The 24,465-nt window shown below is 44.7% G+C and carries 25 protein-coding genes; 9 read left to right on the forward strand and 16 right to left on the reverse strand.

What is annotated here, in order from left to right:
• On the forward strand, window positions 1-714 hold the full coding sequence (locus U0R10_RS01125; RefSeq protein ID WP_377981839.1) for a head GIN domain-containing protein: 714 nt from the start codon (window positions 1-3) through the stop codon (window positions 712-714).
• Here U0R10_RS01125 and U0R10_RS01130 read toward each other — a convergent pair.
• Entirely contained in the window at window positions 711-1,319 is a 609-nt protein-coding gene (locus U0R10_RS01130; protein WP_377981840.1) for a DUF1684 domain-containing protein, read from the reverse strand. The two genes, U0R10_RS01125 and U0R10_RS01130, sit on opposite strands and share 4 nt — an antisense overlap.
• Window positions 1,320-1,365: 46 nt before the next feature.
• Here U0R10_RS01130 and U0R10_RS01135 point away from each other — a divergent pair, with 46 nt between their 5' ends.
• On the forward strand, window positions 1,366-1,956 hold the full coding sequence (locus tag U0R10_RS01135) for a riboflavin synthase (RefSeq protein WP_377981841.1): 591 nt from the start codon (window positions 1,366-1,368) through the stop codon (window positions 1,954-1,956).
• Here U0R10_RS01135 and argH read toward each other — a convergent pair.
• From argH to U0R10_RS01160, 5 genes are all read right to left on the reverse strand, one after another.
• Entirely contained in the window at window positions 1,945-3,285 is a 1,341-nt protein-coding gene (gene argH, locus U0R10_RS01140) for an argininosuccinate lyase (RefSeq protein ID WP_377981842.1), read from the reverse strand. The two genes, U0R10_RS01135 and argH, sit on opposite strands and share 12 nt — an antisense overlap.
• Before the next feature lie 7 nt (window positions 3,286-3,292).
• Entirely contained in the window at window positions 3,293-4,357 is a 1,065-nt protein-coding gene (locus tag U0R10_RS01145; protein WP_377981843.1) for a M20/M25/M40 family metallo-hydrolase, read from the reverse strand.
• Window positions 4,358-5,137 carry an acetylglutamate kinase gene (argB, locus tag U0R10_RS01150; RefSeq protein ID WP_377981844.1) on the reverse strand — a complete coding sequence of 260 codons (780 nt, stop codon included), beginning with the start codon at window positions 5,135-5,137 and terminating at the stop codon, window positions 4,358-4,360.
• Window positions 5,137-6,111 carry a Rossmann-fold NAD(P)-binding domain-containing protein gene (locus U0R10_RS01155; protein ID WP_377981845.1) on the reverse strand — a complete coding sequence of 325 codons (975 nt, stop codon included), beginning with the start codon at window positions 6,109-6,111 and terminating at the stop codon, window positions 5,137-5,139. Before U0R10_RS01155 ends, argB begins: the two co-directional genes overlap by 1 nt.
• 73 nt (window positions 6,112-6,184) lie before the next feature.
• Entirely contained in the window at window positions 6,185-6,730 is a 546-nt protein-coding gene (locus U0R10_RS01160; RefSeq protein ID WP_377981846.1) for a GNAT family N-acetyltransferase, read from the reverse strand.
• 126 nt (window positions 6,731-6,856) lie between these two features.
• Between U0R10_RS01160 and U0R10_RS01165 the strand changes: the two genes are divergently transcribed.
• Window positions 6,857-9,457, forward strand: coding sequence for a TonB-dependent receptor domain-containing protein (locus U0R10_RS01165; RefSeq protein WP_377981847.1), 2,601 nt, complete (start codon window positions 6,857-6,859; stop codon window positions 9,455-9,457).
• Window positions 9,458-9,512: 55 nt separating this feature from the next.
• On the opposite strand, the gene U0R10_RS01170 is transcribed toward U0R10_RS01165, so the two are convergent.
• Window positions 9,513-10,487 (reverse strand): polyprenyl synthetase family protein, encoded by a 975-nt coding sequence (locus U0R10_RS01170; protein ID WP_377981848.1) that lies wholly within the window; start codon window positions 10,485-10,487, stop codon window positions 9,513-9,515.
• Between the two features lie 99 nt (window positions 10,488-10,586).
• Between U0R10_RS01170 and U0R10_RS01175 the strand changes: the two genes are divergently transcribed.
• The gene (locus tag U0R10_RS01175; protein ID WP_377981849.1) at window positions 10,587-11,513 is read left to right on the forward strand and encodes a patatin-like phospholipase family protein; all 927 of its coding nucleotides are present in this window, start codon (window positions 10,587-10,589) and stop codon (window positions 11,511-11,513) included.
• A gap of 36 nt (window positions 11,514-11,549) precedes the next feature.
• Here U0R10_RS01175 and frr read toward each other — a convergent pair whose 3' ends face one another.
• From frr to U0R10_RS01190, 3 genes are read right to left on the reverse strand one after another with little or no spacing between them, the layout of a single operon-like run.
• Window positions 11,550-12,110, reverse strand: coding sequence for a ribosome recycling factor (gene frr / locus U0R10_RS01180; RefSeq protein ID WP_377981850.1), 561 nt, complete (start codon window positions 12,108-12,110; stop codon window positions 11,550-11,552).
• A 6-nt stretch (window positions 12,111-12,116) separates the two neighbouring features.
• Window positions 12,117-12,827, reverse strand: a complete 711-nt coding sequence (gene pyrH / locus U0R10_RS01185; RefSeq protein ID WP_377981851.1) for a UMP kinase — start codon at window positions 12,825-12,827, stop codon at window positions 12,117-12,119.
• 54 nt (window positions 12,828-12,881) lie between these two features.
• Window positions 12,882-13,586, reverse strand: a complete 705-nt coding sequence (locus tag U0R10_RS01190; protein ID WP_377981852.1) for a fatty acid desaturase — start codon at window positions 13,584-13,586, stop codon at window positions 12,882-12,884.
• A gap of 36 nt (window positions 13,587-13,622) precedes the next feature.
• Between U0R10_RS01190 and U0R10_RS01195 the strand changes: the two genes are divergently transcribed.
• Window positions 13,623-15,365 (forward strand): family 43 glycosylhydrolase, encoded by a 1,743-nt coding sequence (locus U0R10_RS01195; protein ID WP_377981853.1) that lies wholly within the window; start codon window positions 13,623-13,625, stop codon window positions 15,363-15,365.
• Here U0R10_RS01195 and U0R10_RS01200 read toward each other — a convergent pair.
• The 3 genes from U0R10_RS01200 to dusB all read right to left on the reverse strand — a co-directional run bounded on the left by U0R10_RS01200 (window position 15,352) and on the right by dusB (window position 18,545).
• Window positions 15,352-16,617: a DUF2851 family protein gene (locus tag U0R10_RS01200; protein ID WP_377981854.1), complete on the reverse strand. Its 1,266-nt coding sequence runs from the start codon at window positions 16,615-16,617 to the stop codon at window positions 15,352-15,354. The two genes, U0R10_RS01195 and U0R10_RS01200, sit on opposite strands and share 14 nt — an antisense overlap.
• Window positions 16,618-16,693: 76 nt before the next feature.
• Window positions 16,694-17,575 (reverse strand): DMT family transporter, encoded by an 882-nt coding sequence (locus U0R10_RS01205; protein WP_377981856.1) that lies wholly within the window; start codon window positions 17,573-17,575, stop codon window positions 16,694-16,696.
• Window positions 17,562-18,545 carry a tRNA dihydrouridine synthase DusB gene (gene dusB, locus U0R10_RS01210; protein ID WP_377981857.1) on the reverse strand — a complete coding sequence of 328 codons (984 nt, stop codon included), beginning with the start codon at window positions 18,543-18,545 and terminating at the stop codon, window positions 17,562-17,564. Before dusB ends, U0R10_RS01205 begins: the two co-directional genes overlap by 14 nt.
• A gap of 33 nt (window positions 18,546-18,578) precedes the next feature.
• On the opposite strand from dusB, the gene U0R10_RS01215 reads away from it, so the two are divergent.
• Genes U0R10_RS01215 through U0R10_RS01230 form a run of 4 tightly spaced genes read left to right on the forward strand, consistent with a single transcriptional unit; the run spans window position 18,579 to window position 21,317 of the window.
• Window positions 18,579-19,532, forward strand: coding sequence for a CPBP family intramembrane glutamic endopeptidase (locus tag U0R10_RS01215; protein ID WP_377981858.1), 954 nt, complete (start codon window positions 18,579-18,581; stop codon window positions 19,530-19,532).
• The gene (locus U0R10_RS01220) at window positions 19,529-19,723 is read left to right on the forward strand and encodes a putative signal transducing protein (protein ID WP_377981859.1); all 195 of its coding nucleotides are present in this window, start codon (window positions 19,529-19,531) and stop codon (window positions 19,721-19,723) included. The genes U0R10_RS01215 and U0R10_RS01220 overlap by 4 nt, the downstream gene beginning before the upstream one ends.
• A gap of 1 nt (window position 19,724) precedes the next feature.
• Window positions 19,725-20,558 carry a phosphatidate cytidylyltransferase gene (locus U0R10_RS01225; protein WP_377981860.1) on the forward strand — a complete coding sequence of 278 codons (834 nt, stop codon included), beginning with the start codon at window positions 19,725-19,727 and terminating at the stop codon, window positions 20,556-20,558.
• 45 nt (window positions 20,559-20,603) lie between these two features.
• Window positions 20,604-21,317, forward strand: a complete 714-nt coding sequence (locus tag U0R10_RS01230; RefSeq protein WP_377981861.1) for a carboxypeptidase-like regulatory domain-containing protein — start codon at window positions 20,604-20,606, stop codon at window positions 21,315-21,317.
• A 15-nt stretch (window positions 21,318-21,332) separates the two neighbouring features.
• Here the strand turns inward: U0R10_RS01230 and pgeF are convergent, their stop codons facing one another.
• The 3 genes from pgeF to U0R10_RS01245 are packed head-to-tail and all read right to left on the reverse strand — an operon-like array spanning window position 21,333 to window position 24,440.
• Window positions 21,333-22,070: a peptidoglycan editing factor PgeF gene (pgeF, locus tag U0R10_RS01235; protein ID WP_377981862.1), complete on the reverse strand. Its 738-nt coding sequence runs from the start codon at window positions 22,068-22,070 to the stop codon at window positions 21,333-21,335.
• A complete protein-coding gene (locus tag U0R10_RS01240) occupies window positions 22,060-22,683 on the reverse strand; it encodes a gluconate 2-dehydrogenase subunit 3 family protein (RefSeq protein WP_377981863.1) in 624 nt (207 codons plus the stop codon). Before U0R10_RS01240 ends, pgeF begins: the two co-directional genes overlap by 11 nt.
• Window positions 22,683-24,440 carry a GMC family oxidoreductase gene (locus tag U0R10_RS01245; RefSeq protein ID WP_377981864.1) on the reverse strand — a complete coding sequence of 586 codons (1,758 nt, stop codon included), beginning with the start codon at window positions 24,438-24,440 and terminating at the stop codon, window positions 22,683-22,685. The genes U0R10_RS01240 and U0R10_RS01245 overlap by 1 nt, the downstream gene beginning before the upstream one ends.
• Between the last annotated feature and the right edge of the window lie 25 nt (window positions 24,441-24,465).

Genomic DNA, 24,465 nt, shown 5'->3' on the forward strand with positions numbered 1-24,465 from the left:
ATGAAAAAATCAATCTACTTACTGATTGCGGCACTAGGAGTCTCCATCAACCTGTTGGCCTCTGCCGACCTAACCACTAAAAAATATAAAGTTGGCAATTTCAATTCCCTCGAAATTGGTAATGAATTTGAAGTTCATATTTTTAAAGGGAATACCTATTCCATTTCTGCAACAGGAACTGAATCTAATCTAGAAGATTTAGAAGTCCAAGTAGTTGGTTCAACCTTAGAAGTATCTATTGATTATAAAATGTCTAAATGGATTACTTGGAGTAGTGGAAATAGCAAAATCGTCCTAAACATCACCATGCCGCGTTTGAAGGATGCGGAATTTGGCGGAGCTGCAAAAGTTACCTTAGAAGGATTTGTGGACGAAGAAGAAATGACGCTTCATGGAAGCGGAGCCGTTAAATTGATGTCTTCGAAGCTTGTTGCCGACAAGCTTACACTGGATTTATCAGGCGCATCAAAAATTGAAATGAAAGGTCAAGTGTTGAAATTATCCATCGATCTTTCTGGTGCAAGTCATCTTGTTTTATCTGATATGATTGCACGTGATGTAGATGTAGATGCAAGCGGGGCCAGCCATGTGGAATTGAATGTCCAAAAGTCCTTGCGCGTGGAAGCTTCCGGCGCTTCCAAAATTACATATCTCGGAAATCCTGCTGTTAGTAAGGATTTGTCGGGGGCATCTTTTGTGCGAAGGGCCAACTAACGTTTACGCTCTCCCGCTTCCACACGGATGTCTAACTCATTTTCACGCGGGGGAATCGGACACGCAAATGTGCTGTTGTAGGCACAAAAAGGAAAAAAAGCTTGATTGAAATCAACGCGTAGTTGGTTCTCTCTCAAATTAGTTAGGGGTAACTCCAAATACCGACCGCCTCCATAGGTTTCTGTGGGGGCGGTTTTGTCTTTAAATGGGATGAAAAAATCGCCAGAGTCATGTTGGTACACGGTCAACGAAACACTTTTTCCCTGAATGGTGGCTGTTATCTTCCCAAATGCAATCAGCGAATCCAAACTTCCATCCGTCATGTTTAAGGCAATTTTTTCTACTTTCGTTGCGCGCGTCACATCAAATAAAATGGACCATTCAGCCTTAAATGGAAAATAATGTAAACCCGTAAATTCGGCTTTATTGGGGATAGGAGAATCTTCGGCTGTTCTTAAATCTTCATCTTTTGCTTTGCGGGATTCAACGCTCGCTAAGGAGTCTATGGTCGATTGCGCGGTAGCTGGCTTGCTTTTGGGAAGACTCACATAGGTGAGAATAGCAAGAATCGGAATGAGAATCAAGAACCAGCGATTGAATTTCATAGGAATGCGTGTAAATTTGGGTTCGTAAAAATATAAAATTAATCAGATGTTTACAGGTATTGTGGAATCAATGGGCGTTTTGGAAAGCAAGCAAGCGCACGGTTCGAATGTTGATTTTTGGTTTTCATCTCCATTCACAGACGAATTGAAAGTTGACCAATCGGTGGCTCACAACGGCATTTGCCTAACTGTTGTCGAAATTAAATCCCCGCAATACCGCGTAACCGCGATTCAAGAGACCTTACAAAAAACGAATTTGGGTGATTTGGCTGTTGGCCACAAAGTAAATCTAGAACGTTGCATGCCCGCAAACGGTCGTTTTGATGGACATATCGTGCAAGGACACGTAGATTTGACGGGAATTTGTACCTCGATTAAAACGCACGACGGATCGTGGGAATACCATTTTCAATATCCTGCAGGCCATGTGACGGTTGAAAAAGGCTCTATTTGCGTGAATGGAACGAGTTTAACTGTGGTTGAATCAGGAGTCGATACGTTTTCTGTGGCGATTATTCCGTACACGTATGAGCACACGATTTTTCACCAACTGAACGTGGGTGATCGCGTGAATTTAGAATTCGATATTCTCGGAAAGTATATGCAGAAGTTGTTGGCGCGCCAACTAGCTCAATAGACTATCAATCGCGTCCTCCACTTTTTCAAATCCAAAGCGACTCCAAACCGCATCTTTTTGGGCTTGAATTTCGTTCAGTCCTAAATTTCCGATGCTTCCTAGGTGTGTGTGATTAAGCTCGCGTGAGCTGCCATTGAATTTTCCTGCCTCAATCATTTTGCCTACTTGTACATACGCTTCCCGGAATGGCATGCCTGCAACGACTAATTTATTCACCTCTTCGACGGAGAATAATAAGTCATATTTCGAATCTTTCAATAGATCAGCTTTGACCTGCATGTTGGAAACCATATACTGCGTGATTTCCAAGCAATCTTTGATTTCGTCGATGGCTGGCATCAACAATTCTTTGGTCAATTGGAATTCCCGGTGATAGCCAGAAGGCAAGTTGCTCATAAGCAATTGCATTTGGTTCGGAACTGCCTTGAGTTTATTCGATTTGCCACGTAATAATTCCGCGACATCGGGATTCTTTTTATGCGGCATGATCGAACTGCCAGTCGTTAGGGAACTTGGTAATTCGATAAAGCCAAAGTTTTGGGAGTTGTATAAACAGACATCCATCGCAAGCCGACTCAGCGTCGTTGCGATTTGGCTGATGGCGTTTAGTACATAAAATTCCGTTTTACCACGTGACATTTGGGCATTGACCACATTCACATGCGGCGCCTCGAAGCCTAATAAAACGGTCGTTAATTTCCGGTCTAAGGGAAAGGAAGAACCATATCCGGCGCCTGAACCTAATGGATTTTTATTGGCCAAACGAAATGCGGCCTCCAACAATTCTGCGTCTTCGACCAAGCATTCAGCATATGCACCAAACCACAATCCAAAAGAAGATGGCATCGCGATTTGTAAATGCGTGTAGCCAGGTAATAAATCGTTTTTATGCGCCTCGCTTTTGCTTACTAAAAGATCGAATAAATCCTCCACCGCGTCAGCGATTTCCATGATTTCAGCCCGCATGAATAACTTCAGGTCAACTAAAACTTGGTCGTTCCGCGAACGGCCCGCGTGAATTTTCTTTCCTAAATCGCCGAGTTTTTGCGTGAGTAAATATTCGATTTGGGAATGGACATCTTCCATGCCTTCTTCGATGACGAAGGTCCCAGCCTCGATGGTTTCTAGAATATTTTTTAACTCCACACAAAGCGGCTCTAATTCTGCAGCAGGCAATAGGCCCACATGCTCGAGCATGGTGATGTGCGCAAGCGAACCCATGACATCGTAGCGCGCTAGCTGCAAATCGTAAACAGGGTCATTCCCAATCGTGAATTGCTCAATGATTGCGTCCGTTTTTTGATTTTCTTTTTGCCAAAGTTTTGCCACGATCTTCTTAGATTAAGTGTGAAAGTAAATTTTGATAGGTTTGGATTCCTTGTTTCAGCTCCTCCAAATAAATAAATTCATCCGCCGTATGGCTTCTTCCGGAATGCCCTGGTCCGATTTTCACGGATGGGAAACTCATCAAAGCTTGATCCGAAAGGGTAGGAGACCCAAAAGTCGGCATTCCCAACGTAGCAGCTGCCGCGAGCACCGGATGTCCATCAGGTATTTTACTCGATTGCAAGCGGGTACTCCGAGGCGTTAATTCCGCTTGAACCAAACCACGTAAAATCTCGAGTACTTGTTCGAGTGAATAACATTCATTGACCCGACAGTCTATCGTATAGTGACATACGTCCGGTACCACATTATGTTGTTTTCCCGCATTAATCACCGAAACGGTGCATTTTACAGGTCCGAGTACCTGGGAGACCTCTGGAAATTCAAATGCCTTGATTTTACTAATATCTTCTAATGCCAAGTAAATCGCATTCACTCCTTCATTCCGCGCCGCATGCCCAGCCACTCCACGAACTTCCGCGTCAATCACCATCAATCCTTTTTCCGCAATGGCCAGTTGGCAATCCGTCGGTTCCCCCACAATCGCCCACGAAATCACCGGAAAATCGGCTGATTTTAAAACGGATTCAATACCGCCACTTCCTGAAATCTCTTCCTCAGCTGTTGCCGCTAAAACGAGGTTAAATGGCAGCTCTCGGTCGAAAAATGCACAAAAAACACTAATTAAGCACACTAAACTAGCTCCCGCATCATTACTTCCGAGCCCAAACATTTTCCCATCTTGGATGGTCGCCGCAAAAGGTTCATATGACCAAGAGGCATTCGGTTTGACGGTATCGTGATGGGAATTTAATAAAATGGTAGGCTTGGCTGCGTCGAATAAAAGATTCTTTGCCCAGACATTATGGCCAACGGTATGAGACGGAATATTTCTAGCACGCAAAAAATCCTGAATGATGGCAGCAGTTCCTTGCTCTTCCCGACTGAAAGACGAGCAGGCGAGAAGCTGGGCCAACAGGACTTTTGCATCAAGAAATTGTTGTTCCGTATACATCTAGGCTTGAATTAACGTGCCTTTATCGGGCTGTGAAACAAAATCTGCATGGCAAAGGCGGACGGTTTGAACGCCTTCGTCAATCGCTTTTAATGCATTTTCGAGCTTGGGAATCATACCTGCTGATACAATACCATCTGCCTTTAATTGCGTAAAATTTGCCTGATTAATCTGCGGAATCACCGAAGTATCGTCCGAGGGATCCCTTAAAACACCTTGCTTTTCAAAGCAATACGTGAGCGTTACATCGAAATGTGCGCCTAAGGCAATGGCCAACGCTTGTGCCATCGTATCCGCATTGGTATTTAATAATTGTCCCGAAACATCGGCTGTGATTGGGGCAAAAACAGGACTTAATCCTGCGCTGATCAAATTACGTAAACCTGCTGCATTGACGTGTTCAATATCGCCCACAAATCCATAATCAATAGGCACTGGATTTCTTTTTTTCGACACCACAAACCCGCCATCTGGCCCAGTTAAACCGATTGCATTGCATTGCAATGCTTGTAAGGATGCGACAATAGATTTATTAATCCAGCCCGCATACACCATGGTTACAATGCGCAGACTCTCCGTATCTGTTACACGGCGTCCATCGATCATCTGACTTTGAATCCCCAAATCTGCGGCCATGGATGTAGCGATTTTTCCACCTCCATGCACCAGTAATTTTGGCCCTGGCATCGAAGCAAAATTTGCTAAAAAGGAAGCTAAGGCCTCGGGGGCATCGATGATGTTCCCGCCAATTTTAACCATATGTAAGGCCTGCTTTTTCATTAAAATAAATAGGGGCTTTCTACCCGCATTTGCGACAATAAGATTTCTTTGATGACTGCTTGCGCCGCCCAAAGCCGATTTCCCGCTTGTTGGATTACGATCGAATTCTCCGAATCAATCACCGCATCATCCACGACCACATTCCGACGAACCGGTAGGCAATGCATGAATTTGGCATTATTGGTTAAATCCATCTTCGCTTTTGAGACCGTCCAGGCAGGATCGGAAGAAAGTATTTTTCCGTAGTCTGAATAGGAAGACCAGTTTTTCGCGTAGATGTAATCAGCGCCCACAAACGCTTCCTGTGGATCGTAGCAGATCTTCGCATTTCCAGCAAATTCAGGAGCTAATTCGTATCCCTTGGGATGGGCGATAGTAAAGTCGACATGCGCAATATTCATCCATTCCGCAAAGGAATTAGGAACACACTGCGGTAATGCTTTCACATGTGGCGCCCAGGTTAATACCACTTTGGGACGGTCCACTTGCTTTGTTTCCGTAATCGTAATCAAGTCGGTCAGCGACTGCAACGGGTGTCTCGTAGCTGATTCCAAACTAACAATCGGCTTGCCAGTATATTTGATGAATTGGTTAATTACCAATTCGGAATAATCTAAATCGCGATCGACTAAGCCCGGAAAACTCCGAACGCCCACGATATCGCAGTATTGACCAATCACGGCCGCGGCCTCCATCACATGTTCCGCCTTGTCGCCATTCATAATGACGCCTTCATTCATCTCTAATTGCCAGCCATCTGTACCCACATTCATCACCATAACTTCCATTCCCAAGTTTTGAGCCGCCTTTTGCGTAGACAAACGAGTCCGTAAACTGGAATTGAAAAACAACAAACCCATGGTTTTATTTTTGCCTATGTGCTTATCGGCATACGGAGATTTTTTCATCAACAAAGCCTCATTGACAAGTTTGTCGATGTTGTACGCGTCTTTAACGGAAGTAAAATGCTGCATATAAAGGGTGGTCTTGCGACCTTAGAATATTGGCAATCCGGTAAAATTACCATTTTTGCGAGATAAATGAAATTTATCGCAGGCGTTCCCACATGAACACGTCGATGGGATTTGGGCATTGAATCGTTTTTTTGTCGGTTTGCTGAAAATTATTTGCTTCTAAAACCCGCTGAGAAGCTAAATTTTCACAAGGCGTTTCTGCCCGAATAACCCGTAAACCGGAATCTTGAAATGCCCACTTACTCAATGTATCCACCGCCTCGCGCGCATATCCATGCCCTCGGTATTTTTGATCTAGCGCATAGCCAATTTCCGTCGTTCCTGCATCATCAGGCAATCCTGATAGGCCAATCCCCCCGATAGAGCAGGATGATTCGGTTAGGATTATTTCCCAATTTGTGTACCACATGAAATCCAACGGGAATTTATGGGTCATGGGTAGCCAAAAATTGACCATTGCATCATTCATTTCCTGAGCATAAAACTTTTCCAACATTAAGTTGTTAGGTTTCAAGTTCAATTCTTTTTCGAGCGCCTGACGACCCATTTGATGCCATTTTTTCAATAGACTATTGTCTAGCGGAATCAATTGCAGGCGTGAAGATTTCAATGAGATCATAAGGGCTTGTACAAATTGACCTACAAATTACCTGTTTTGGTCGCAAAATTAAAAGGTATACTAAATGTATGCAGATTTTTGTGACCGGAATTGATTGAAACGAATTATTGCCAAACTAAATTATATATGAAATACCTTTTTATTTTAATTACCAGCCTAATTACCGTCTTCACTGTAGATGCTCAAATTCCCGGAGGCTTCGGAATGGCACCAGCGAAAAAAGAAGCAGTTATTCCAGGAACTGCACAGGCCGCTCCTAAAGGATCAGCTAAGATTGTTGGATATCTATTAGATTCCACCGACAAAAAACCCGTTGAATTTGCTTCGGTTGCATTGATTAACAAAACGACAGGCCGACCAGTCGATGGGGCGGTTGCTGATCAAGTAGGTAAATTTACCATCAGTAAAGTAGCCGTAGGTGATTATAAATTAATCGTCTCGTTCATTGGCTACAATAGCAAAACGTTATTTGTTTCTATTTCTGCCAAAAATGACGACCAAGACTTGGGCGTGATTTCTATGGCATCTAGCACAAAAATGTTAGAAGAGGTAACTGTGGAAGGACAGCGCGCCTTGATCGAAGAACGTGTCGATCGTACCGTGTACAATGCGGAAAAAGATGCAACAAACCGCGGCGGTGACGCAACGGATGTATTGAAAAAGGTTCCGATGTTATCGGTGGATTTGGATGGAAATCCTTCTTTACGTGGTTCTACCAACGTGAAGGTGTTAATCAACAACAAGCCTTCAACGATCATGGCGTCTAGTTTATCAGATGCCTTGAGACAAATTCCTGCAGATATGATTAAGACGGTTGAAGTAATTACTTCGCCATCAGCACGTTATGATGCAGAAGGTTCTGCGGGTATCATTAATATTGTGACAAAGAAGAATACTTTACAAGGTTTGACGTTGAATTTAGATACAAGTGCTGGTTACCGAGGGTCTAATTTGTCCTTAAATGGTAACTTCAGAAATAAAAACTGGGGTCTTTCTTTGGGAGGTTTCGGTCGTTCGGAATACAATGTGAACGGAAAGTTTGAAAGTACGCAAATCACAAACGCAGCTAATGGAGTTCGTAATACCAACATTCAAACAGCTGAAACGCGTCGCGAAGGTATTTTCGGAAACTACCAATTGGGTTTTGATTGGGATATCAACAAGTACAATTCCGTGACTTCAAGTGTGCGTTTTGGTTTACGTAATGGAAATAACTGGCAAGATGGTTTGTCACAGATTCGTAACGATAAGTTGTTTAGCTTACGTAACACGAACGCCTTGGATCAGTCGGCCAACGTCGATATCAATATCGATTACACGAAAACGTTTGCCAAAGCGCAAAAAGAATTTTCGGTATTAACGATGTTTAGTCGGAACAACCGGACGAACGATTTTTATAACTCGATCTTGAATCCAAATTCTACGATGAGTGAAATCATGAGTTCGATCAAAAACGTGAATGATTCGTACAATCAAGAGGCGACGATTCAAATGGATTATCAAACGCCAATTAATAAAATGTCCATGGTTGAGTTTGGTGCCAAAGCCATCTCACGTGATGTGACTTCAGATTATGCGTCGTTTACAGGAGACAAGAACGGAATCTACACGCCGGTAAATAATTTAATTTTACCAAGTAACGTATTCGATTACAACCAAAGCATTTGGTCAGCGTATTCGTCTTACACCTTGACGACTAAAAATAAGTGGTCAATCAAAGCAGGTGCACGTTTTGAGCAAACAGACATTACAGCGAGCTTCTTGAAGAACGAAGGTCAAAATACGAAGATCCCTCCATATGGTGTTTTAGTACCAAGTTTCAATATGTCTAAATCGTTCAAGTCAGGTACGTGGAGATTTAGTTATAACCGCCGTATTCAACGTCCAGGTATTCAAAACTTAAACCCGAATATCAACGCGACAAACCCATTGAATATTTCGCAAGGAAATCCAAATTTGGAGCCTGAGTTTACCAATAACTACGAAGTTTCGTACAGTAAATTCATCAAGCAGACTTACATTTCTTCGTCATTCTTCATGCGTAATACCACGGGAGCGATCAGTAACATTCGTACCGTTTACGGAGATACGGTGAAAACCACAGCCATGAACATTGGTAATGAAGATGCGTATGGGGTGAATATTAACTTGAACGTAAATCTATCTAACAAATTGATGTTAGGTGGTGGCGGTGATTTGTCTTACATGGTATTGGCGAATAATGTTGCCGATAAAATGTTGTCAGCTCGCAATGAAGGTTTGCAATCAAACTTCCGTGTGTTTGGTAACTACAATATCGGTAACGGATGGGGTGCGCAAGTGTTCTCATTCTATCGTGTGAATCAAATTCAATTGCAAGGATCTCAAGGGGGCTTTGGAATTTACAGCCTAGGCTTTAGAAAAGACTTTAAGAACAAAAAAGGAAGTTTAGGTTTTGGTGCTGAAAACTTCTTTACACCAAACGGTTTTGTGATTCGTAGCGAGACGAAGACGCCAACGATTGACCAACAGTCAAAAAATACGTTGCGTAACATGAACTTTAAAATCAATTTCACGTACCGAATCGGTAAGATGACTTTTGGTCCTACGAAAAAGAAGAAGTCGGTGAATAATGACGATACCAAAGGTGAAGGTGGTGGCGATGCCGCTCCAGCATCTCCTGCACCAATGGGTATGCCAGGCATGCGTATGGGTGGCGGAGGCGGAGGCTTCGGCGGACCTCGCTAGAAATATTTCTAAATAGATTGCAAAAAAAAGGAGACCCATTATGTGGTCTCCTTTTTTATTTCTGTCTTTCGATGGTATAGGATAATAAATCCCCGAGCGAATCTCGGTAGTTGGATTCAGGGAATTGAGCCAAAATGCTTCTGGCTTCCTGGGCAAACGCATGCATCTTCGCTGTCGCATAAGTCAAGCCTCCAGTTGATTTAACAAACTCGATCACCTCGCGTACTTTCTTCGGGTTCTCCGAATCGTTTTTAATCGTATTGATCATGAATTTCCGTGTTGACCTATCCGTGTTTTGCAAGGCATAAATCAGCGGCAACGTCATTTTCTTTTCTTTGATGTCAATGCCTAGCGGCTTTCCAATCTCCGCATCCCCGTAATCAAACAAGTCATCTTTGATCTGAAATGCGATTCCCACTTTCTCGCCAAACTCAGTAGCTAAAGCCACATATTTTTCATCCGCTTTAGTCGACTGTACACCCACGGCACAACAAGCTGAAATCAACGTAGCCGTCTTTTTACGAATAATGTCAAAGTAAACATCTTCGGTAATATCTAATTTTCGTGCTTTCTCAATTTGCAGTAATTCTCCCTCCGCCATCTCGCGTACTGCGGTAGACACGGAGGTCAACAAATCAAAATCCTTGTGATCAACCGAAAGCAAAAGTCCTTTCGAGAGCAGGTAGTCGCCTACCAAAACCGCAATTTTATTTTTCCAAACGGCATTGATGGAGAAAAAACCCCGACGATAATCCGATTCATCCACGACGTCATCGTGCACTAAAGTTGCTGTGTGTAATAGTTCGATTAATGCGGCCCCGCGATGGGTTTTCTCGGAGATTTCGCCCACCGTCCCTGCCATCAAAAACACGAACATCGGACGCATCTGCTTGCCCTTGCGTTGCACGATGTAATTCATGATCGTATCGAGCAACATGACCTTGGTCTTCATGAACTGCCGAAACTTACCTTCAAATGCCTTCATGGGTTCCGCAATGGGCGCCTGAATGGAGGAGATGGAATAGGGCATATTTTCGTGGAAGAGCCTAGTAGGTGGCGTTATAATTTGTGTAAATTTAACCACTTATTGGAATAAATTGTTTCCGCTCCGCTAAATAAACTAAAATATATGAGCAAGATATTAGTCCTCGCTGGAGGGTCCGTCAAAGGTGCTTTTCAGGCCGGCGCCATCAAAGCTTTGGCCGAGCAAGGATTTCAACCCGACGCGATTTATGGAATTTCAGCAGGGAGTTTGAATGCGGCATATTTGGTGAATCGGATAGGCCAACAAGCCTTAGCGACAGGACATGTTTCTTTCGCCCAAGCGGCAGGTGATTTATGGGATTTTTGGGAGACGCGCATCACGAGCCCAGATAGCTTATCTAAACCCTTGTCTATTTTCGAATTGGGTTGGTCCGCACTGAAGAAAAAGTTTAAAGGTTTAGTCTCTACACAACCTTTGCGCACGCTGCTCGAAGAAGAGTTGAGCCCTCGTAATTTAAATGCCAGTCCCGTCGCACTGAAAATAGGCGCGGTGAATGTCATCGATGGAGGAATGCATTATGTTGATCCCAGTGAGGAGGCATTTTTTGACTATTTGATGGCCTCATCTGCCATTCCTATTTTGATGCCAGTTGTCCAAATCAACGGCGAAGCCAGGCGAAGTTTTTTAGACGGAGGTTTACGCGATGTGACACCCATTCGAAAAGCGCTCGAAGACGGCGCCACGGAAATTGTCTGTGTAAGTTGTCACCCCGAAACCATCGAAGGTGGTATGTTTGATACCGGTGATTTATTGGCCCTCGTGGACCGGGTCATGGACATCGCCGTTAACGAAATTCTAAATGCTGACCTGCGCGAAACCATGTTAATCAACAGTACCTTACCCATCGATGGATCACCTCAGGCCGAGGGGCCATTTACAGGTTTCCAGCGCGTAAAAATCAAGAACATTCGACCTATTCAGCCCTTGACTGTGGACATGCAGCATTTCACTAAATTAGATATTCGGCGGATGCTCGAAGTAGGTTACGCCGTCGTGAAAAGTCAGGCATAAAAAAAGCCCGATCGATGACCGGGCTTGGGTTGTGGTTTACACCGACATGATATCTTTCTCTTTGTCCGTAAAGATTTGGTCAATTTTGGAGATAAATCCGTCTGTGATTTTTTGAATCTTATCTTCACTGGCTTTGATTGCATCTTCCGATACACCATCGCCTTTTAATTTCTTGATGCTGTTGTTGCCATCTTGGCGTGCATTCCGAATGTTGATTTTCGCCACCTCAATCTCCTGCTTTACCCGCTTTACTAAATCGCGACGACGCTCTTCTGTCAACGGTGGAATGGCTAAACGAATTAACTCGCCGTCATTCATGGGATTTAAACCCAAACTTGAATTGCGAATCGCCTTTTCGATTTCACCAAAAATCCCTTTTTCAAAAGGTTTGATGGCAATCGTACGCGCATCAGGAGTTGTGATAGACGCCGCACCTGAAATAGGCGTAGGCATGCCGTAGTAATCGATCATCAATCCATCCAGCATCGACGTACTCGCTTTTCCAGCTCTAATTTTAGATAACTCAATGTTCAAGTGCTTAATCGCACCGTCCATGGTCTCTTGCGTTGCTTCAATAAAAAACTCTAATTCTTCCATGTTGTATTAACTAATTAACGTGCCCACATCCGCACCAGACACTAAATCTGCCAAATTTCCTGGCTTATTCATGTCAAAAACAATGATCGGTAAATTATTTTCTTGGCATAAAGTAAATGCCGTTGTATCCATAATCTTCAAGCCTTTTTGAATCGCATCCGAAAAGCTTAATTGGGTAAATCGAGTAGCCGTAGGATCTTTTTCTGGATCCGCCGTGTACACACCATCCACACGCGTACCCTTTAAAACCACATCCGCTTCCACCTCAATTGCACGCAACGAGGCTGTGGAATCCGTCGTGAAATACGGGTTACCCGTACCTGCGCCGAAAATCACAATACGGCCTTTTTCGAGGTGACGAATAGCACGCCGACGAATAAATGGTTCGCAGACCGCTTCTACCTTTAAGGCAGTCATCATGCGCGTATATAATCCTTGTTTTTCTAAAGCAGCTTGAACAGCCATCCCATTGATTACGGTGGCTAACATACCCATGTAATCTCCTTGCACGCGGTCAATGCCCGCTTTGGCAGCACTCGCACCACGGAAAATATTTCCTCCGCCGATCACAATCGCTACTTCTACCCCTAAATCATGTACCTTTTTAATTTCTGCGGCGTATTGACCTAAAATAACCGGGTCAATCACTTCATCTTTTGTCGATAATGCCTCGCCAGAAAGCTTCAAGAGGATACGTTTGTATTTAGTTTCTTGCATGGAAAAAGGGTGTTTGTCGTGATTTGTGCGGTGCAAATTTAGAAAATTTATTCGCTATTTGGTAAAATTTTCAGCCTGATCTTTTGCCGCCGCTAATTTCCACCACGGCAAATACGGTTGGTCATGATGCTCATAATGATAGCCAAAGAAATAACAGGAAATAAATGCCCATACATGATTCCGGGACTGACTCCGTGACTGTGTTTTATTTCCCGGTGTATGCTCCCCGCGATGTGGCAAATACGTCCCAAAAATAAACAATTGAAGCGTACTCAAAATCGCTGGCAATTCCCAGAAAAGGATCAAATTCCACATCGGAATCCATAATTTCAAAATATTGTAGGTAATGGCCATCGCGAGGACTTGTTGCCACGTCACATACTGCCACATAAACTTAAACCACCATACAAAAAAATTACCCTGATGCACATCCGGGTCACCCGCCGTATTCACATGGGCATGATGCTCATGATGTTTCTTGCGCAAAACCGTGTAGTTGTTGAAGGCAAATAAAATCGTGCAGAACCGACCAATCGCATTATTTACAACAGGATATTCCACGCTAACTACACCATGAATCGAGTCGTGAGACGTGATGAACAAACCGGTATATAAATGCATTTGAATCAGAATGCCCAGGTAGGTCCAGGGGCTGGCGGGATCGAAAGGCCGACTGAGCAAATAGGCCAAATGGGCAAACCACAAGGTCACTAGCAAAATGCCCCAACATATTCCCTTGAATTTTTTTAAATTGCCCATGATTAATTGATGACTTCAAAATTAATACAATTAAAGATGAAAATTGTTTCCATTCTGATATTCATTCTTTCACTTTCCACTGCCACCTACGCCCAAAAGACTTTTTGCAATCCGATGAATTTGGATTACGGGTTTACACCCATCCCTAATTTTTCAGAGCAAGGGCGTCACCGGGCCACCGCAGATCCGGTCATTGCCTATTTCAAAGACCAATATTATTTGTTCTCAACCAACCAATGGGGCTATTGGGTCAGTGATGATTTAGTGGATTGGAAATTTATTTCACGTAAATTTTTACAACCCTACAACAAGGTGTACGATGAATTATGTGCACCAGCCACCCTCGTGTTAGGCGATAGTTTATTGGTCATCGGGTCCACTTATGAGAAAAATTTCACCTTGTGGTATAGCCAAAAACCCCAAACCGATACCTGGAAAGAAGCCGTTCATGCTTTCACCGCCGGAGCTTGGGATCCCGCATTCTTTGAAGACGACGACAAACGCGTTTATTTATATCACGGGTCCAGCAATTTTTACCCGATGTATGGGCAGGAAATCGACCGAAAAACACTTCAGCCCATCGGCGAGCGCCATGATTTAATTCGTTTACATGATGATGTACATGGCTGGGAGCGATTTGGTGAATACCAAGACAACACGTTCCTAAAACCCTTTATGGAAGGTGCCTGGATGAATAAATACAAAGGAAAATATTACCTGCAATACGGCGCGCCGGGTACGGAGTTTTCAGCGTATGGAGATGGGGTGTATACGGCCGACAAGCCTTTCGGGCCATTTACCTATCAAGCACATAATCCGTTCTCGTTTAAGCCGGGTGGATTTACACGCGGGGCGGGGCATGGGGCCACATTTGAAGGGCGTTATGGAAATTGGTGGCATGTGTCCACGATTACAATTGCGGTGAAAAATAGTTTTGAACGCCGACTAGGTTTATGGCCAACGGCTTTCGACGCGGATGGAATATTGTATACGAATACGGCATATGGCGATTATCCACATCGGATGCCTACAACGCGCACCGAAAATCCACGTGATTTATTCACGGGCTGGATGCTCTTAAATTACAACAAACCCGTGCGCGTGTCATCGAGTTTGCCGGGCTACGGGGCAAATTACGCGGTGGACGAACAAATGAAAACGTACTGGTCGGCGCGGTCTGCGAAGCCCGGTGAATTCATCGAGTCTGATTTAGGCGCGGTTTCCACCGTGCGTGCGATTCAAGTAAATTACGCTGATCAAGATGTAGACTCCTCTTTTCTAGGTAAGATCAATGGTATTTACCATCAATACGTCATCGAATACAGTGTGGATGGGAAACGCTGGACTATAGCCGTAGATAAATCAAAAAACAAAACCGATGTGCCGCATGATTACATCGAATTAGCCAAACCGATTGAAGCGCGCATTATCCGTTTGACGAATCGCCACATGGCGGCAGGTAAATTTGCGATTAGCGGTTTGCGTGTTTTCGGTTTAGGGCATGATGAAAAACCGTCAACGGTGAAAGATTTACTTGTTTTACGTGGCGATCATGACAAACGCAGTGCGTGGTTGAAATGGGGTCATGTAACAAATGCGACTGGTTATGTGATCTATTCGGGCATCGCGCCAGATAAAATGTATACGTCGGTGCAGGTATTCGGGGCCAACGAATATTACTTCAAATCCATGGATAAAGACCGTACGTATTATTTCCAAATCGAAGCGTTTAATGAAAATGGAATCGGAACGCGCGGGCCGATAATTAAGTCGGAGTAAGAATTTCTGCCCCCACGGCACAGGCCAAGCAGCGTTTCTTGGCACAGTAATTTTTATGCCATTGGAGCGCGGCTTGCGAGTCGCCTGCATGCCGCAAGGTCGTATTTAGTGAAGTAAATTTCCGCGTAATCACATTGTTTTCCGCCTTGAGCTCCCTAAGCCAGCGCCGCGCTTTTTCTGCATAAATAGAGGTACTCTTACTTGTAGAATAGGCAAAAAGCAATGGAATGAGGGTATTCATACAAATGGATTCAAAGGCTCCTTGACCCAAGCGGGTTTGATGGGTGCTACTCGTTTTACCGAAATGCGTGTGGGTCGCCCAGTAGTCAATCGTGGGAATTTCAAAGAGCTGGCGCAGTGTTTTCAAATCCTGCATTTCGAGCAGGAGGGAAATCAACGAACAGTTGGATCTAACCACCTCCGCAAATTGCGCGAGTCTGATACTCGGAAAATTCGACGGGCGGAGGCGCAATAATTTCCAGTCGGTGATATGCAGGTAGTTTGCTTCCCAGCCATGCTTCTTTTTCAAATGAATGTATTCACGCCGCAGTTCCCATTGGTAGGCATCGTGGACAGGTTCTTCCAATAAACCCGCTAAACCAAACAGCGCTGCCTCGACGGCATAAGGACGATCGCGGTAACGCAAGATGAGTTTGAGTGGACAATTTTGAGCCAGTCGTAGCATCGGTTCTGCATTGAGTGAAAAGCCAAAGGACTTCGCGAGTGACTGGTAACATGTTTCCTCCCAATCGTAGCCAGTGGCTTGTAACAAAGTCGTGATATGTGCCTGTTTTTCGAGGAGGCGCTCCTCGAGGCAACGGTCGAGCATTTCTTGTTTGGTTGCCTGTGCGATGCTCGGGAAAAATGCGGCGCAGGCGAGTTCACCTGATGTCGTGTTTAAGATGGCGGTTTGGGAAACCCAGGTGGATAAGCAGAAGGTTGGGATTTGCTGTTCATTCACATAGCTGATCTCCCGGTCATGTTCCCAGACGACGTGCAAAATGACATTTTCATAACTCTGGTCGGTGTGATGCCCATGTACATTCCAATCGGATGCGCGCACATGCAACTCCACGGCACCCACCCACAGCAGGTCGTTAATCCTAATTTTGGCTTGTTGGAAATCTGCCCCCGCATGCCTATTCTCGATCCCGGGATGCAAAATGTGTACCTGATCGCCGTTTGTGAGGGATAAGGATTTACTGGAAAATTCCTGATTTTTCCAGAGGTAGGCCATGGTGAGCTCGTTCATCGTTTGTGCTTGGATGAACGAATGTACGGGCTCTTTTAATCAGGTTTTTGGTAAATGTAAAAACGCGAAAAGCTTATCAGTTTTTTGATTTATTGACCAAATAAATACCGGCCAATAAGACGAACATGGACGCGACTTGCAGCATATAAATGGCTTCTCCATCCACGAAACCCCAACCTAATGCGACGATGGGAATCATGTAAGTGACCGAGCTGGCGATGATGGCGCTGGTCCATTTGATGATTTGGTTGAAGGCCAGCATCCCGATGGCTGAGCCGAAAAGACCTAAAGCCATCGCCGCGATGAATGACCACAGGTGTTCTTGATCCAGTGGAAGGCTAAAGAATCCCGTGTAAATCAATACGCCGAGCGCCAATGGACCGATCACCATGAAAATACCCGCGGTGGAAGTCAAGGGATGCATATCGCTCAAACGGGTTTTGACAATGTGCATGTTGATGCCATACAAGAACGTCGCTAATACGACCCAAAGCCCATGGATGTTAAAATCTATATTCAATCCTTGGCCAGCAAACAAAAGTCCTAGACAACCTGCGAGTCCCACTAAAATCCCAGTCATTTGCTTCCAAATGAAGGGTTGGGCGAAAAATGCGATGCCGATAAATAGCGTAAAAAGTGGGGTAAAGGCATTGAGCATACCCGATAAGGCACTGGAAAGGTGTTGGCCGGCGATCGCAAACAACATCGCAGGAATCAAGTTGCCCGTCAGACCTGCGAGCAAAAATGAGCTCGTATGTTTTTTCTCCATGTATTTGAACCGCTTCAAAAAAATGGGGAAGAAGAAGAGGCTGGCGGAGCAGATGCGCAGTGCGCCTACTTGCAGGGCCGAATAATGAACGAGTGATTTTTTAACGAGGATAAATGAGCTGCCCCAAATCAAAGCCAATGCCAAAATAGACAGGAAAATAATAAGTGTTGATTTTTTATTCTCCGGCATAATGCATGGCAATTTCGTGTAGGGTTTCTTTGATTTCTTCGAGTGAATAGCTCGTAACCAGTTTCATTCGGAATGGTTTGAAATGGTCCATGCCGCGGAAATAATTCGAATAGTGGCGGCGCATTTCGACGATGCCGCCATGGTTACCTTTCCAACGAATTGAAAAGTCCAAATGTGACTCACAAACGGCGATGCGTTCCTCTAGGCTAGGTGGTGCTAAAAACTCACCTGTGGCCAAATAATGTTTGATTTCGTTGAAAATCCACGGATAACCGATGGATGCCCGACCGATCATGATGCCGTCCACGCCGTATTTGTCCCGGTATTCGAGGGCTTTTTGAGGTGAATCGATATCGCCATTACCGAAAATCGGAATTTTGATGCGGGGATTTTCTTTGACCTTGGAGATTAACGTCCAGTCGGCCTCGCCCTTGTACATCTGCACGCGGGTCCGACCGTGAATCGTTAATGCTTGAATGCCAATATCCTGTAAACGTTCCGCAATTTCCTCAATGTTTTTCGTGGAGTCATCCCAGCCGAGGCGCGTTTTCACGGTCACGGGTAGGTGGGTAGCTTTGACAACGGCTTGCGTCATCGCGACCATTTTGGGAATATCTTGTAGGAGTGCGGCTCCAGCTCCGCGGCAGGCGACTTGTTTAACGGGGCAACCGTAATTAATGTCGATTAAATCGGGGCTAGCTTTGGTGGCAATTTCCGTGCAGGAAGCCATCGTCTCGATGGAACTGCCAAATAACTGGATGCCGATCGGTCTTTCGTATTCGAAAATATCTAATTTTTGAACGCTTTTTGCGGCGTCACGAATGAGGCCTTCCGAAGAAATAAATTCGGTGTACATCAAATCTGCCCCATTTGCTTTACAAACTGCACGGAATGGAGGGTCTGAGACGTCCTCCATGGGGGCAAGAAGTAAAGGAAATGAGCCTAGCTCGATGTTGCCGATTTTTACCATGCTGTTTAAAAATTGTGTAAATTTACGACCATTATGCAAGAAAACCAGTATTCAGGGCCAACTCGTTGGTTTGGCCTCGCTTCGAACCTCTTAAGTCTCTTTGGTTTTTTCCTCTTGGGAAGCTTTTTGGGACAGTTTTTTGGATTGCTTGCGGTGGTGGCCATTTTGGAATTGCCCACAACCGATGTAAACCAGTTTCAGAAATTACTTATTGACTTCATTGCGCATCCGCAAAAGTATGGAAATGCCTTTCATGGCATGATGGCCTTGCAGTGGTTTTCGGCCTTATTCACGTTCGTTTTGGGTCCTTGGGCCTATTTATCATTTGTGGAGAAGCGTTCGATTTTGGAATTAAATCAGGGAGAAACACCTCGATTTCAGATCTTTATTTGGGCTGTTTTGACGGTTTTGGTATCCATGCCTTTCATGGAATATGTCATTCAGTGGAATGAAAACATCGTGTTGCCGGCGGGATTTGAGGGGGTGGAACAGTGGATGAAATCGTCGGAAAGTAGTTTAGCGGAATTGACTAAATTTTTATTGAATTTCCAGTCGGACATGGACTTCGCTATGGCCATTATGGTCATTGCTGGGATCGCGGCGCTAGGTGAGGAGATCTTTTTCCGAGGGGTGTTGCAGTCGATGTTTGTTCGGTATTTCGGCAATAAGCATGTGGCTATTTGGGTGGCCGCGGCGATCTTTAGTTTCATACATTTCCAGTTTTATGGATTTTTCCCACGCATGTTTTTGGGTGCGTTTTTTGGGTATTTATATGTGTGGTATGGAAGTATTTGGGTGCCGATTTTGGCACACTTCTTCAATAATGCATGGACGCTGACGATGCATTATATGTATCAAAAGAAAAGTATTTCAATCAATCCGGAGCAGTTAGGTTCGGAGATTCCTTGGTGGTCGGCCGCCCTATCCGTGGTATTGATCGTGTTTTATTTACGTAGATTGTACCTTTTGCGGACAGAAGAATCATGAAAGACTGGGTCAAAATCGCGGAATCGCGCACGGGAATCGATTTAGAAATGGACAAAGCATTGCTTTGGGAGCAGGCGGAGATTCGCGCCGTGGTATTGAACCAGAAAGTGAGTGCCTATGATTTAGGGAATTGGGAATTGTATGTACATGTGGAGGATGAAGTGGAGGCGAGAACTTTAGTCGTGAAATAATATGGGATTACGTCAAATGTCAAATTTACAACAACGGATTATCGCCGCGCTGATTGGCGTCCCGATTTTGTTGTTTTGCATCATTTATTCAGATTACACGTTTTTGGGCTTGTTCTTGATCATCGGGGCATTAGCCCAGTTGGAATTTTACAAGCTGGTGGGCAGCATGGGTGACAACCTACCCTTGACCTTTTACGGAACATTTTGCGGCATTGTATTGCATTTATTGACCTTCTTTATTGAAAAGGGGGATGTGGCGTATCAGAATTACTACATACTCTCACCCTTATTGACGCTGATTTTTTTCATCAAATTATATAAGTCTAAAGATGAAAAGCCGTTTAAAAACATTGCTTACACGTTTTTAGGCATTATTTACGTCGCACTACCCTTTGCGTTGTTGACCGTTTTAGCCTTTATCAAGGATGAAAAATATGACCCCAACATCGTGATGGGTTGTTTGTTTTTGTTGTGGGCGAGTGATTCGGGGGCGTATTTTGCGGGGACGAAATTTGGCAAGACGAAATTATTTGAGCGTGTATCCCCGAAGAAATCCTGGGAGGGAAGTATTGGTGGTTTGGTGACAGCGATGGTGGTGGCTACACTGTTAGGAAATTATTTTACGAATTACACCGCGTTTCAGTGGTATGCGATTGGGATTATTATTGTGGTCGCGGGAACGTATGGAGATTTGGTGGAATCGTTGTTTAAGCGCAGCATCAACATTAAAGATTCGGCGGATACGATTCCGGGTCATGGTGGATTTCTGGATCGTTTCGATGGTTTGTTACTTTCTATTCCATTTATTATAACATTTCTAAAATTAGTTCGTTAACGAATTTTAATGTTTCGTCAATCGTAATTTGACTTATCTTGCAAGATGTTTAGTCGGTGTATACTTTGTCTTCTGATCTTCGTCTCTTTCTCGAGTCGTCTCTTTGCCCAAGGGCAGGACAAAACCGTATTATTCAATGCCCGTGTCGTTTCATCCACCAATTCTGAGTATTTGCCTTTAGCATATGTCTACAATCCAGCGGCTGGTCGGGGCGCGTTAAGTGATAATTTCGGTCAAGTAGATCTATTGGTTTTTCCGGGGGATAGTTTGGTATTCACGTACATTGGGTATAAGCCGAAGTATTATGTGATTCCGCGGAAGACGGATGTGGTGCATCAGGCGATCATTGAGATGCAGGAGGATAATAAGATGTTGTCGGAGGTGAAGGTTTTTTTACATGCCAATGAGGACGAATTCAAGAAAGCCTTTTTGAGCATGAAAGTGCGTGATGAGCGTCAAAAGCGGATATTGGCCGATAATTTAGAGCAGTCGAAGTTGAACGTTTTTGCGTTGCAGGCGGGGATGGGGGCGAGTGCCAATTTTAGAAATTTCTCAGACATGATGGTTTCTTCTCAGGCGAATCGAACATTTTTTGCGAGTCCGATGCTCGCCTTAACGAATCCTTTTGCGTGGATGAGTTTTATTAAATCGGTCAAAAATGGAGATCTGAAGCGGAAGGATTGGAAGCCAGCTTTTGAGATTCAACCGAAGCAGGTGATTTCGCCTTCGCAGTTTATGCGGGATTTGAATCGGAAGTAAAGGGCGGCAGGCAGTTTACCCCCTTCGCTGAAATCCAATCACCGCCAGCATCCTGCCCGTAGTCCCGTTCTCTTTCCGGTGTGAATAGAACACATCGTTATTCGCCACCGTGCAATAGTTAGAAATTTCAATTTGGGTAATGCCTAAATCGCGCAATTGCGTGGCATTTGCCAACTTTAAATCCACATGCCAGCGCGTGCCCCGCTTTTCCTTAGATTCAAATTGCTCCGCGACTTCATCACCCACTTCGAAATGCTCCAGGCTGATGCAAGGTCCAATGTACGCTAAGATATCTGTGGGATTTGATCCGCTGGCCATCATGGCGGAGGCCGTTTTGGAAACGATTTGGGCGACGGTGCCTTTCCAACCGGCATGAATGGCCGCGACAGAAAACCGCACCGGATCTGCCAATAATATCGGGCAGCAATCCGCGATGCCCACACCGGCGATAATACCCTGCTCGGACGTCAAAACAGCATCAAAACCTGTCTGATACCCCGCGCAAGAGGTCGTCCAAATTTCAGAACCATGCACCTGATAGGAGCGAGCTAGTGATTCAGGCGCTATGCCTAAATCTGAACAAAAAAGCGAAAGATTTTGAGTGATGGTCGATGGATCATCGTCCGTATGCACCCCTAAATTTAATGATTGATACGCTTGTAAACTCACTCCGCCGTGGCGAGTCGAAACACCCGCCACGAGCTGAGGAATGTGTTTGAAAATATTAGGTCGAATGACCCGACTATGCGTCATAACTTAATCCATACTGCTTCAATACCTCATCCGGAACACCATTCCATTGATTCGGGGTATTGCCTTTGTAATCTAAATCCGCGATGCCCATCTTCGACGTATAAAATCCAGTCGCCGTTAAATTACGCATCAAGGTAAAGAAACTCACGCCCTGCGATAAATGCTTCGGTGCCGTTTCCGGATAAGCGATATCATCCACGATGTTGATACGTTGTGCCGCGGTAATCTCTGTAAATTTCTTGCCAAAACGCTTGTTAGACTCCGAGTCCAGCCAACGTAATCCACCGCGCATCGGTGTCTTGAACTCCGGCTTATCTTTCACAATGAATTCGATGAATGCCGTTACGCCCGATTGCGACGCACTACCCGATTTCTTATCAGCCGGAATGATGATGTCCGACAAGATTGTAATCGTATCCAATTCATGTTTGTTCAAAAATACTTCCGCCTGTAAGCGGGCTTCCATTTCTGCCTCTTCTTGCGTCCGACCGTTTGGTCTTTTCACTGCAGTTTTGCCTAATTCTAAATTTTCAATCGCCTTTTCATCGGGATTGAATACGGCTAAGCCCAACGAACTTAAGCCCATATTTTTTAAATAGTCTCTTCTTTTCATTATAGGTTGCCTTTTTTACGTTGATCAATAATGTACTCCGATGTCCGTAGCGATAATGCCAAAATCGTCCACGTCGCATTTTTATCTCCCTGAGAAACAAATGGCGCCGCATCCGCGACAAATAAATTCTTCACATCATGTGCTTGGCAATTTGAATTCAATACCGAGGTATTCTTATCATTACCCATACGCGCCGTGCCCACTTCGTGGATGATACGTCCTGGATCCGCCAAACCATAATTATTTTCCGCACCCGGCTTTTTGCCCATCGGCTCACCACCCATCGCATGGATGATTTCCTCAAAGGTATCCTGCATGTGCTTCGCTTGTTTCACTTCGTAATCCGCCCATTTGTAATGGAAACGTAACACCGGAATACCGTATTTATCTACCACATTCGGGTCGATTTCACAGTAATTGTCCTCACGAACAACCGGTTCCCCACGTCCTGCAAAATTCACATACGCTCCGTAGAACCTGCGGTAATCTTCTTTCAAGGTTGCACCATATCCACCCGCTGCCTTTTTCAAACCATCACGTGTGAAGTTCTCGCGGCCGTTTAGGCCTTCGATGCCCCAACCAAAACCGTAACTTGGCATACCCATACCTCCACCATATTCGATGTGGTAACCACGAGGGAAATCTAGTTTGGAGTTGTCTAACCACCACGGCGTGTAAATGTGCATACCACCCACACCATCTTCATTGTAACGTTTTCTGTCAAACAACTTCGGAATGATCGCCGAACGAGATGCACCCGTCGAGTCATTTAAATATTTACCTACCACACCACTCGAATTAGCTAAACCATTCGGGAAGCGAGAACTTTTGGAATTCAATAATAAACGAGCTGTTTCACCCGCACTAGCAGCCAAAACAACAATCTTACCGCGTACGGTATATTCTTGCATCGTACCTGTGTGGATATACGAAACGCCAGTCGCTAAACCCGTTGCCGGATCTGTCGTTACCTCACGCGCCATCGCGAACGGCAACATTGTTAAATTACCCGTTGCTGCAGATGGTTTAATCAATACCGAAGAGGAAGAGAAATCCGCGTAGGCCGAACACCCACGGTTGCATTGGCCGCAATAAAAACATTGGCCACGCTCATTGTTGATGGGTTTTGTCAACATCGACATCCGGGAAGGATAGGTCGGGATACCTAAGGCTTTATTCGCCTTTTTAATCATTAACTCGTGCAAACGAGGTTGCGGAGGAGGTAAGAAATAACCATCCGGGTTATTGCGCAAGCCTTCGTTTGTACCGAAAACCCCAATCAATTTATCTACTTTATCGTAATACGGTTTGACATCGTCATAGCCAATCGGCCAGTCATCACCCAATCCATCAATACTTTTTCTTTTAAAATCATCCGGTCCAAAACGCAAGGAAATACGTCCCCAGTGGTTCGTACGGCCACCCACCATCCGCGAACGGAACCAGTCGAATTTGGTGCCATCTTTTCGTGTGTAGGGTTCTCCTTCGATATCCCAACCGCCATAAGCGGCATCAAAATCACCAAAATTACGTAGTGAAGAACTTGAACCGCGGCGCAATGACTCGTAAGGCCATTTCATTTGGGTCATGTCTTTGGGGTCAGCTGGGTCGAACGGTTGGCCTGCTTCCAACACACAAACTTTGGCTCCCGCCTTCGTTAATGTATGTGCTGCCATTCCTCCTCCGGCTCCAGAACCCACAATCACCACGTCGAAAACTTCTTGTTGGGATTGAATGTAAATAGACGAATTAATCATAGTTATTGATAAGGTTTTAAAGAAT

Source organism: Aquirufa avitistagni, assembly GCF_042715545.1.
GTDB lineage: Bacteria > Bacteroidota > Bacteroidia > Cytophagales > Spirosomataceae > Aquirufa > Aquirufa avitistagni.

Excerpts from the sequence above, each read along its gene's own strand:
- U0R10_RS01245 (WP_377981864.1), bottom strand. The coding sequence starts at position 24,440 with ATGATTAATTCGTCTATTTACATTCAATCCCAACAAGAAGTTTTCGAC.
- U0R10_RS01175 (WP_377981849.1), top strand. The coding sequence starts at position 10,587 with ATGAGCAAGATATTAGTCCTCGCTGGAGGGTCCGTCAAAGGTGCTTTT.
- U0R10_RS01200 (WP_377981854.1), bottom strand. The coding sequence starts at position 16,617 with ATGAACGAGCTCACCATGGCCTACCTCTGGAAAAATCAGGAATTTTCC.
- pgeF (WP_377981862.1), bottom strand. The coding sequence starts at position 22,070 with ATGACGCATAGTCGGGTCATTCGACCTAATATTTTCAAACACATTCCT.
- U0R10_RS01205 (WP_377981856.1), bottom strand. The coding sequence starts at position 17,575 with ATGCCGGAGAATAAAAAATCAACACTTATTATTTTCCTGTCTATTTTG.
- U0R10_RS01130 (WP_377981840.1), bottom strand. The coding sequence starts at position 1,319 with ATGAAATTCAATCGCTGGTTCTTGATTCTCATTCCGATTCTTGCTATT.
- dusB (WP_377981857.1), bottom strand. The coding sequence starts at position 18,545 with ATGGTAAAAATCGGCAACATCGAGCTAGGCTCATTTCCTTTACTTCTT.
- U0R10_RS01155 (WP_377981845.1), bottom strand. The coding sequence starts at position 6,111 with ATGCAGCATTTTACTTCCGTTAAAGACGCGTACAACATCGACAAACTT.
- U0R10_RS01170 (WP_377981848.1), bottom strand. The coding sequence starts at position 10,487 with ATGCCCTATTCCATCTCCTCCATTCAGGCGCCCATTGCGGAACCCATG.
- U0R10_RS01215 (WP_377981858.1), top strand. The coding sequence starts at position 18,579 with ATGCAAGAAAACCAGTATTCAGGGCCAACTCGTTGGTTTGGCCTCGCT.
- U0R10_RS01230 (WP_377981861.1), top strand. The coding sequence starts at position 20,604 with ATGTTTAGTCGGTGTATACTTTGTCTTCTGATCTTCGTCTCTTTCTCG.
- argB (WP_377981844.1), bottom strand. The coding sequence starts at position 5,137 with ATGAAAAAGCAGGCCTTACATATGGTTAAAATTGGCGGGAACATCATC.
- frr (WP_377981850.1), bottom strand. The coding sequence starts at position 12,110 with ATGGAAGAATTAGAGTTTTTTATTGAAGCAACGCAAGAGACCATGGAC.
- U0R10_RS01125 (WP_377981839.1), top strand. The coding sequence starts at position 1 with ATGAAAAAATCAATCTACTTACTGATTGCGGCACTAGGAGTCTCCATC.
- U0R10_RS01160 (WP_377981846.1), bottom strand. The coding sequence starts at position 6,730 with ATGATCTCATTGAAATCTTCACGCCTGCAATTGATTCCGCTAGACAAT.
- U0R10_RS01135 (WP_377981841.1), top strand. The coding sequence starts at position 1,366 with ATGTTTACAGGTATTGTGGAATCAATGGGCGTTTTGGAAAGCAAGCAA.
- U0R10_RS01145 (WP_377981843.1), bottom strand. The coding sequence starts at position 4,357 with ATGTATACGGAACAACAATTTCTTGATGCAAAAGTCCTGTTGGCCCAG.
- U0R10_RS01220 (WP_377981859.1), top strand. The coding sequence starts at position 19,529 with ATGAAAGACTGGGTCAAAATCGCGGAATCGCGCACGGGAATCGATTTA.
- U0R10_RS01240 (WP_377981863.1), bottom strand. The coding sequence starts at position 22,683 with ATGAAAAGAAGAGACTATTTAAAAAATATGGGCTTAAGTTCGTTGGGC.
- U0R10_RS01165 (WP_377981847.1), top strand. The coding sequence starts at position 6,857 with ATGAAATACCTTTTTATTTTAATTACCAGCCTAATTACCGTCTTCACT.
- U0R10_RS01225 (WP_377981860.1), top strand. The coding sequence starts at position 19,725 with ATGGGATTACGTCAAATGTCAAATTTACAACAACGGATTATCGCCGCG.
- U0R10_RS01195 (WP_377981853.1), top strand. The coding sequence starts at position 13,623 with ATGAAAATTGTTTCCATTCTGATATTCATTCTTTCACTTTCCACTGCC.
- U0R10_RS01190 (WP_377981852.1), bottom strand. The coding sequence starts at position 13,586 with ATGGGCAATTTAAAAAAATTCAAGGGAATATGTTGGGGCATTTTGCTA.
- pyrH (WP_377981851.1), bottom strand. The coding sequence starts at position 12,827 with ATGCAAGAAACTAAATACAAACGTATCCTCTTGAAGCTTTCTGGCGAG.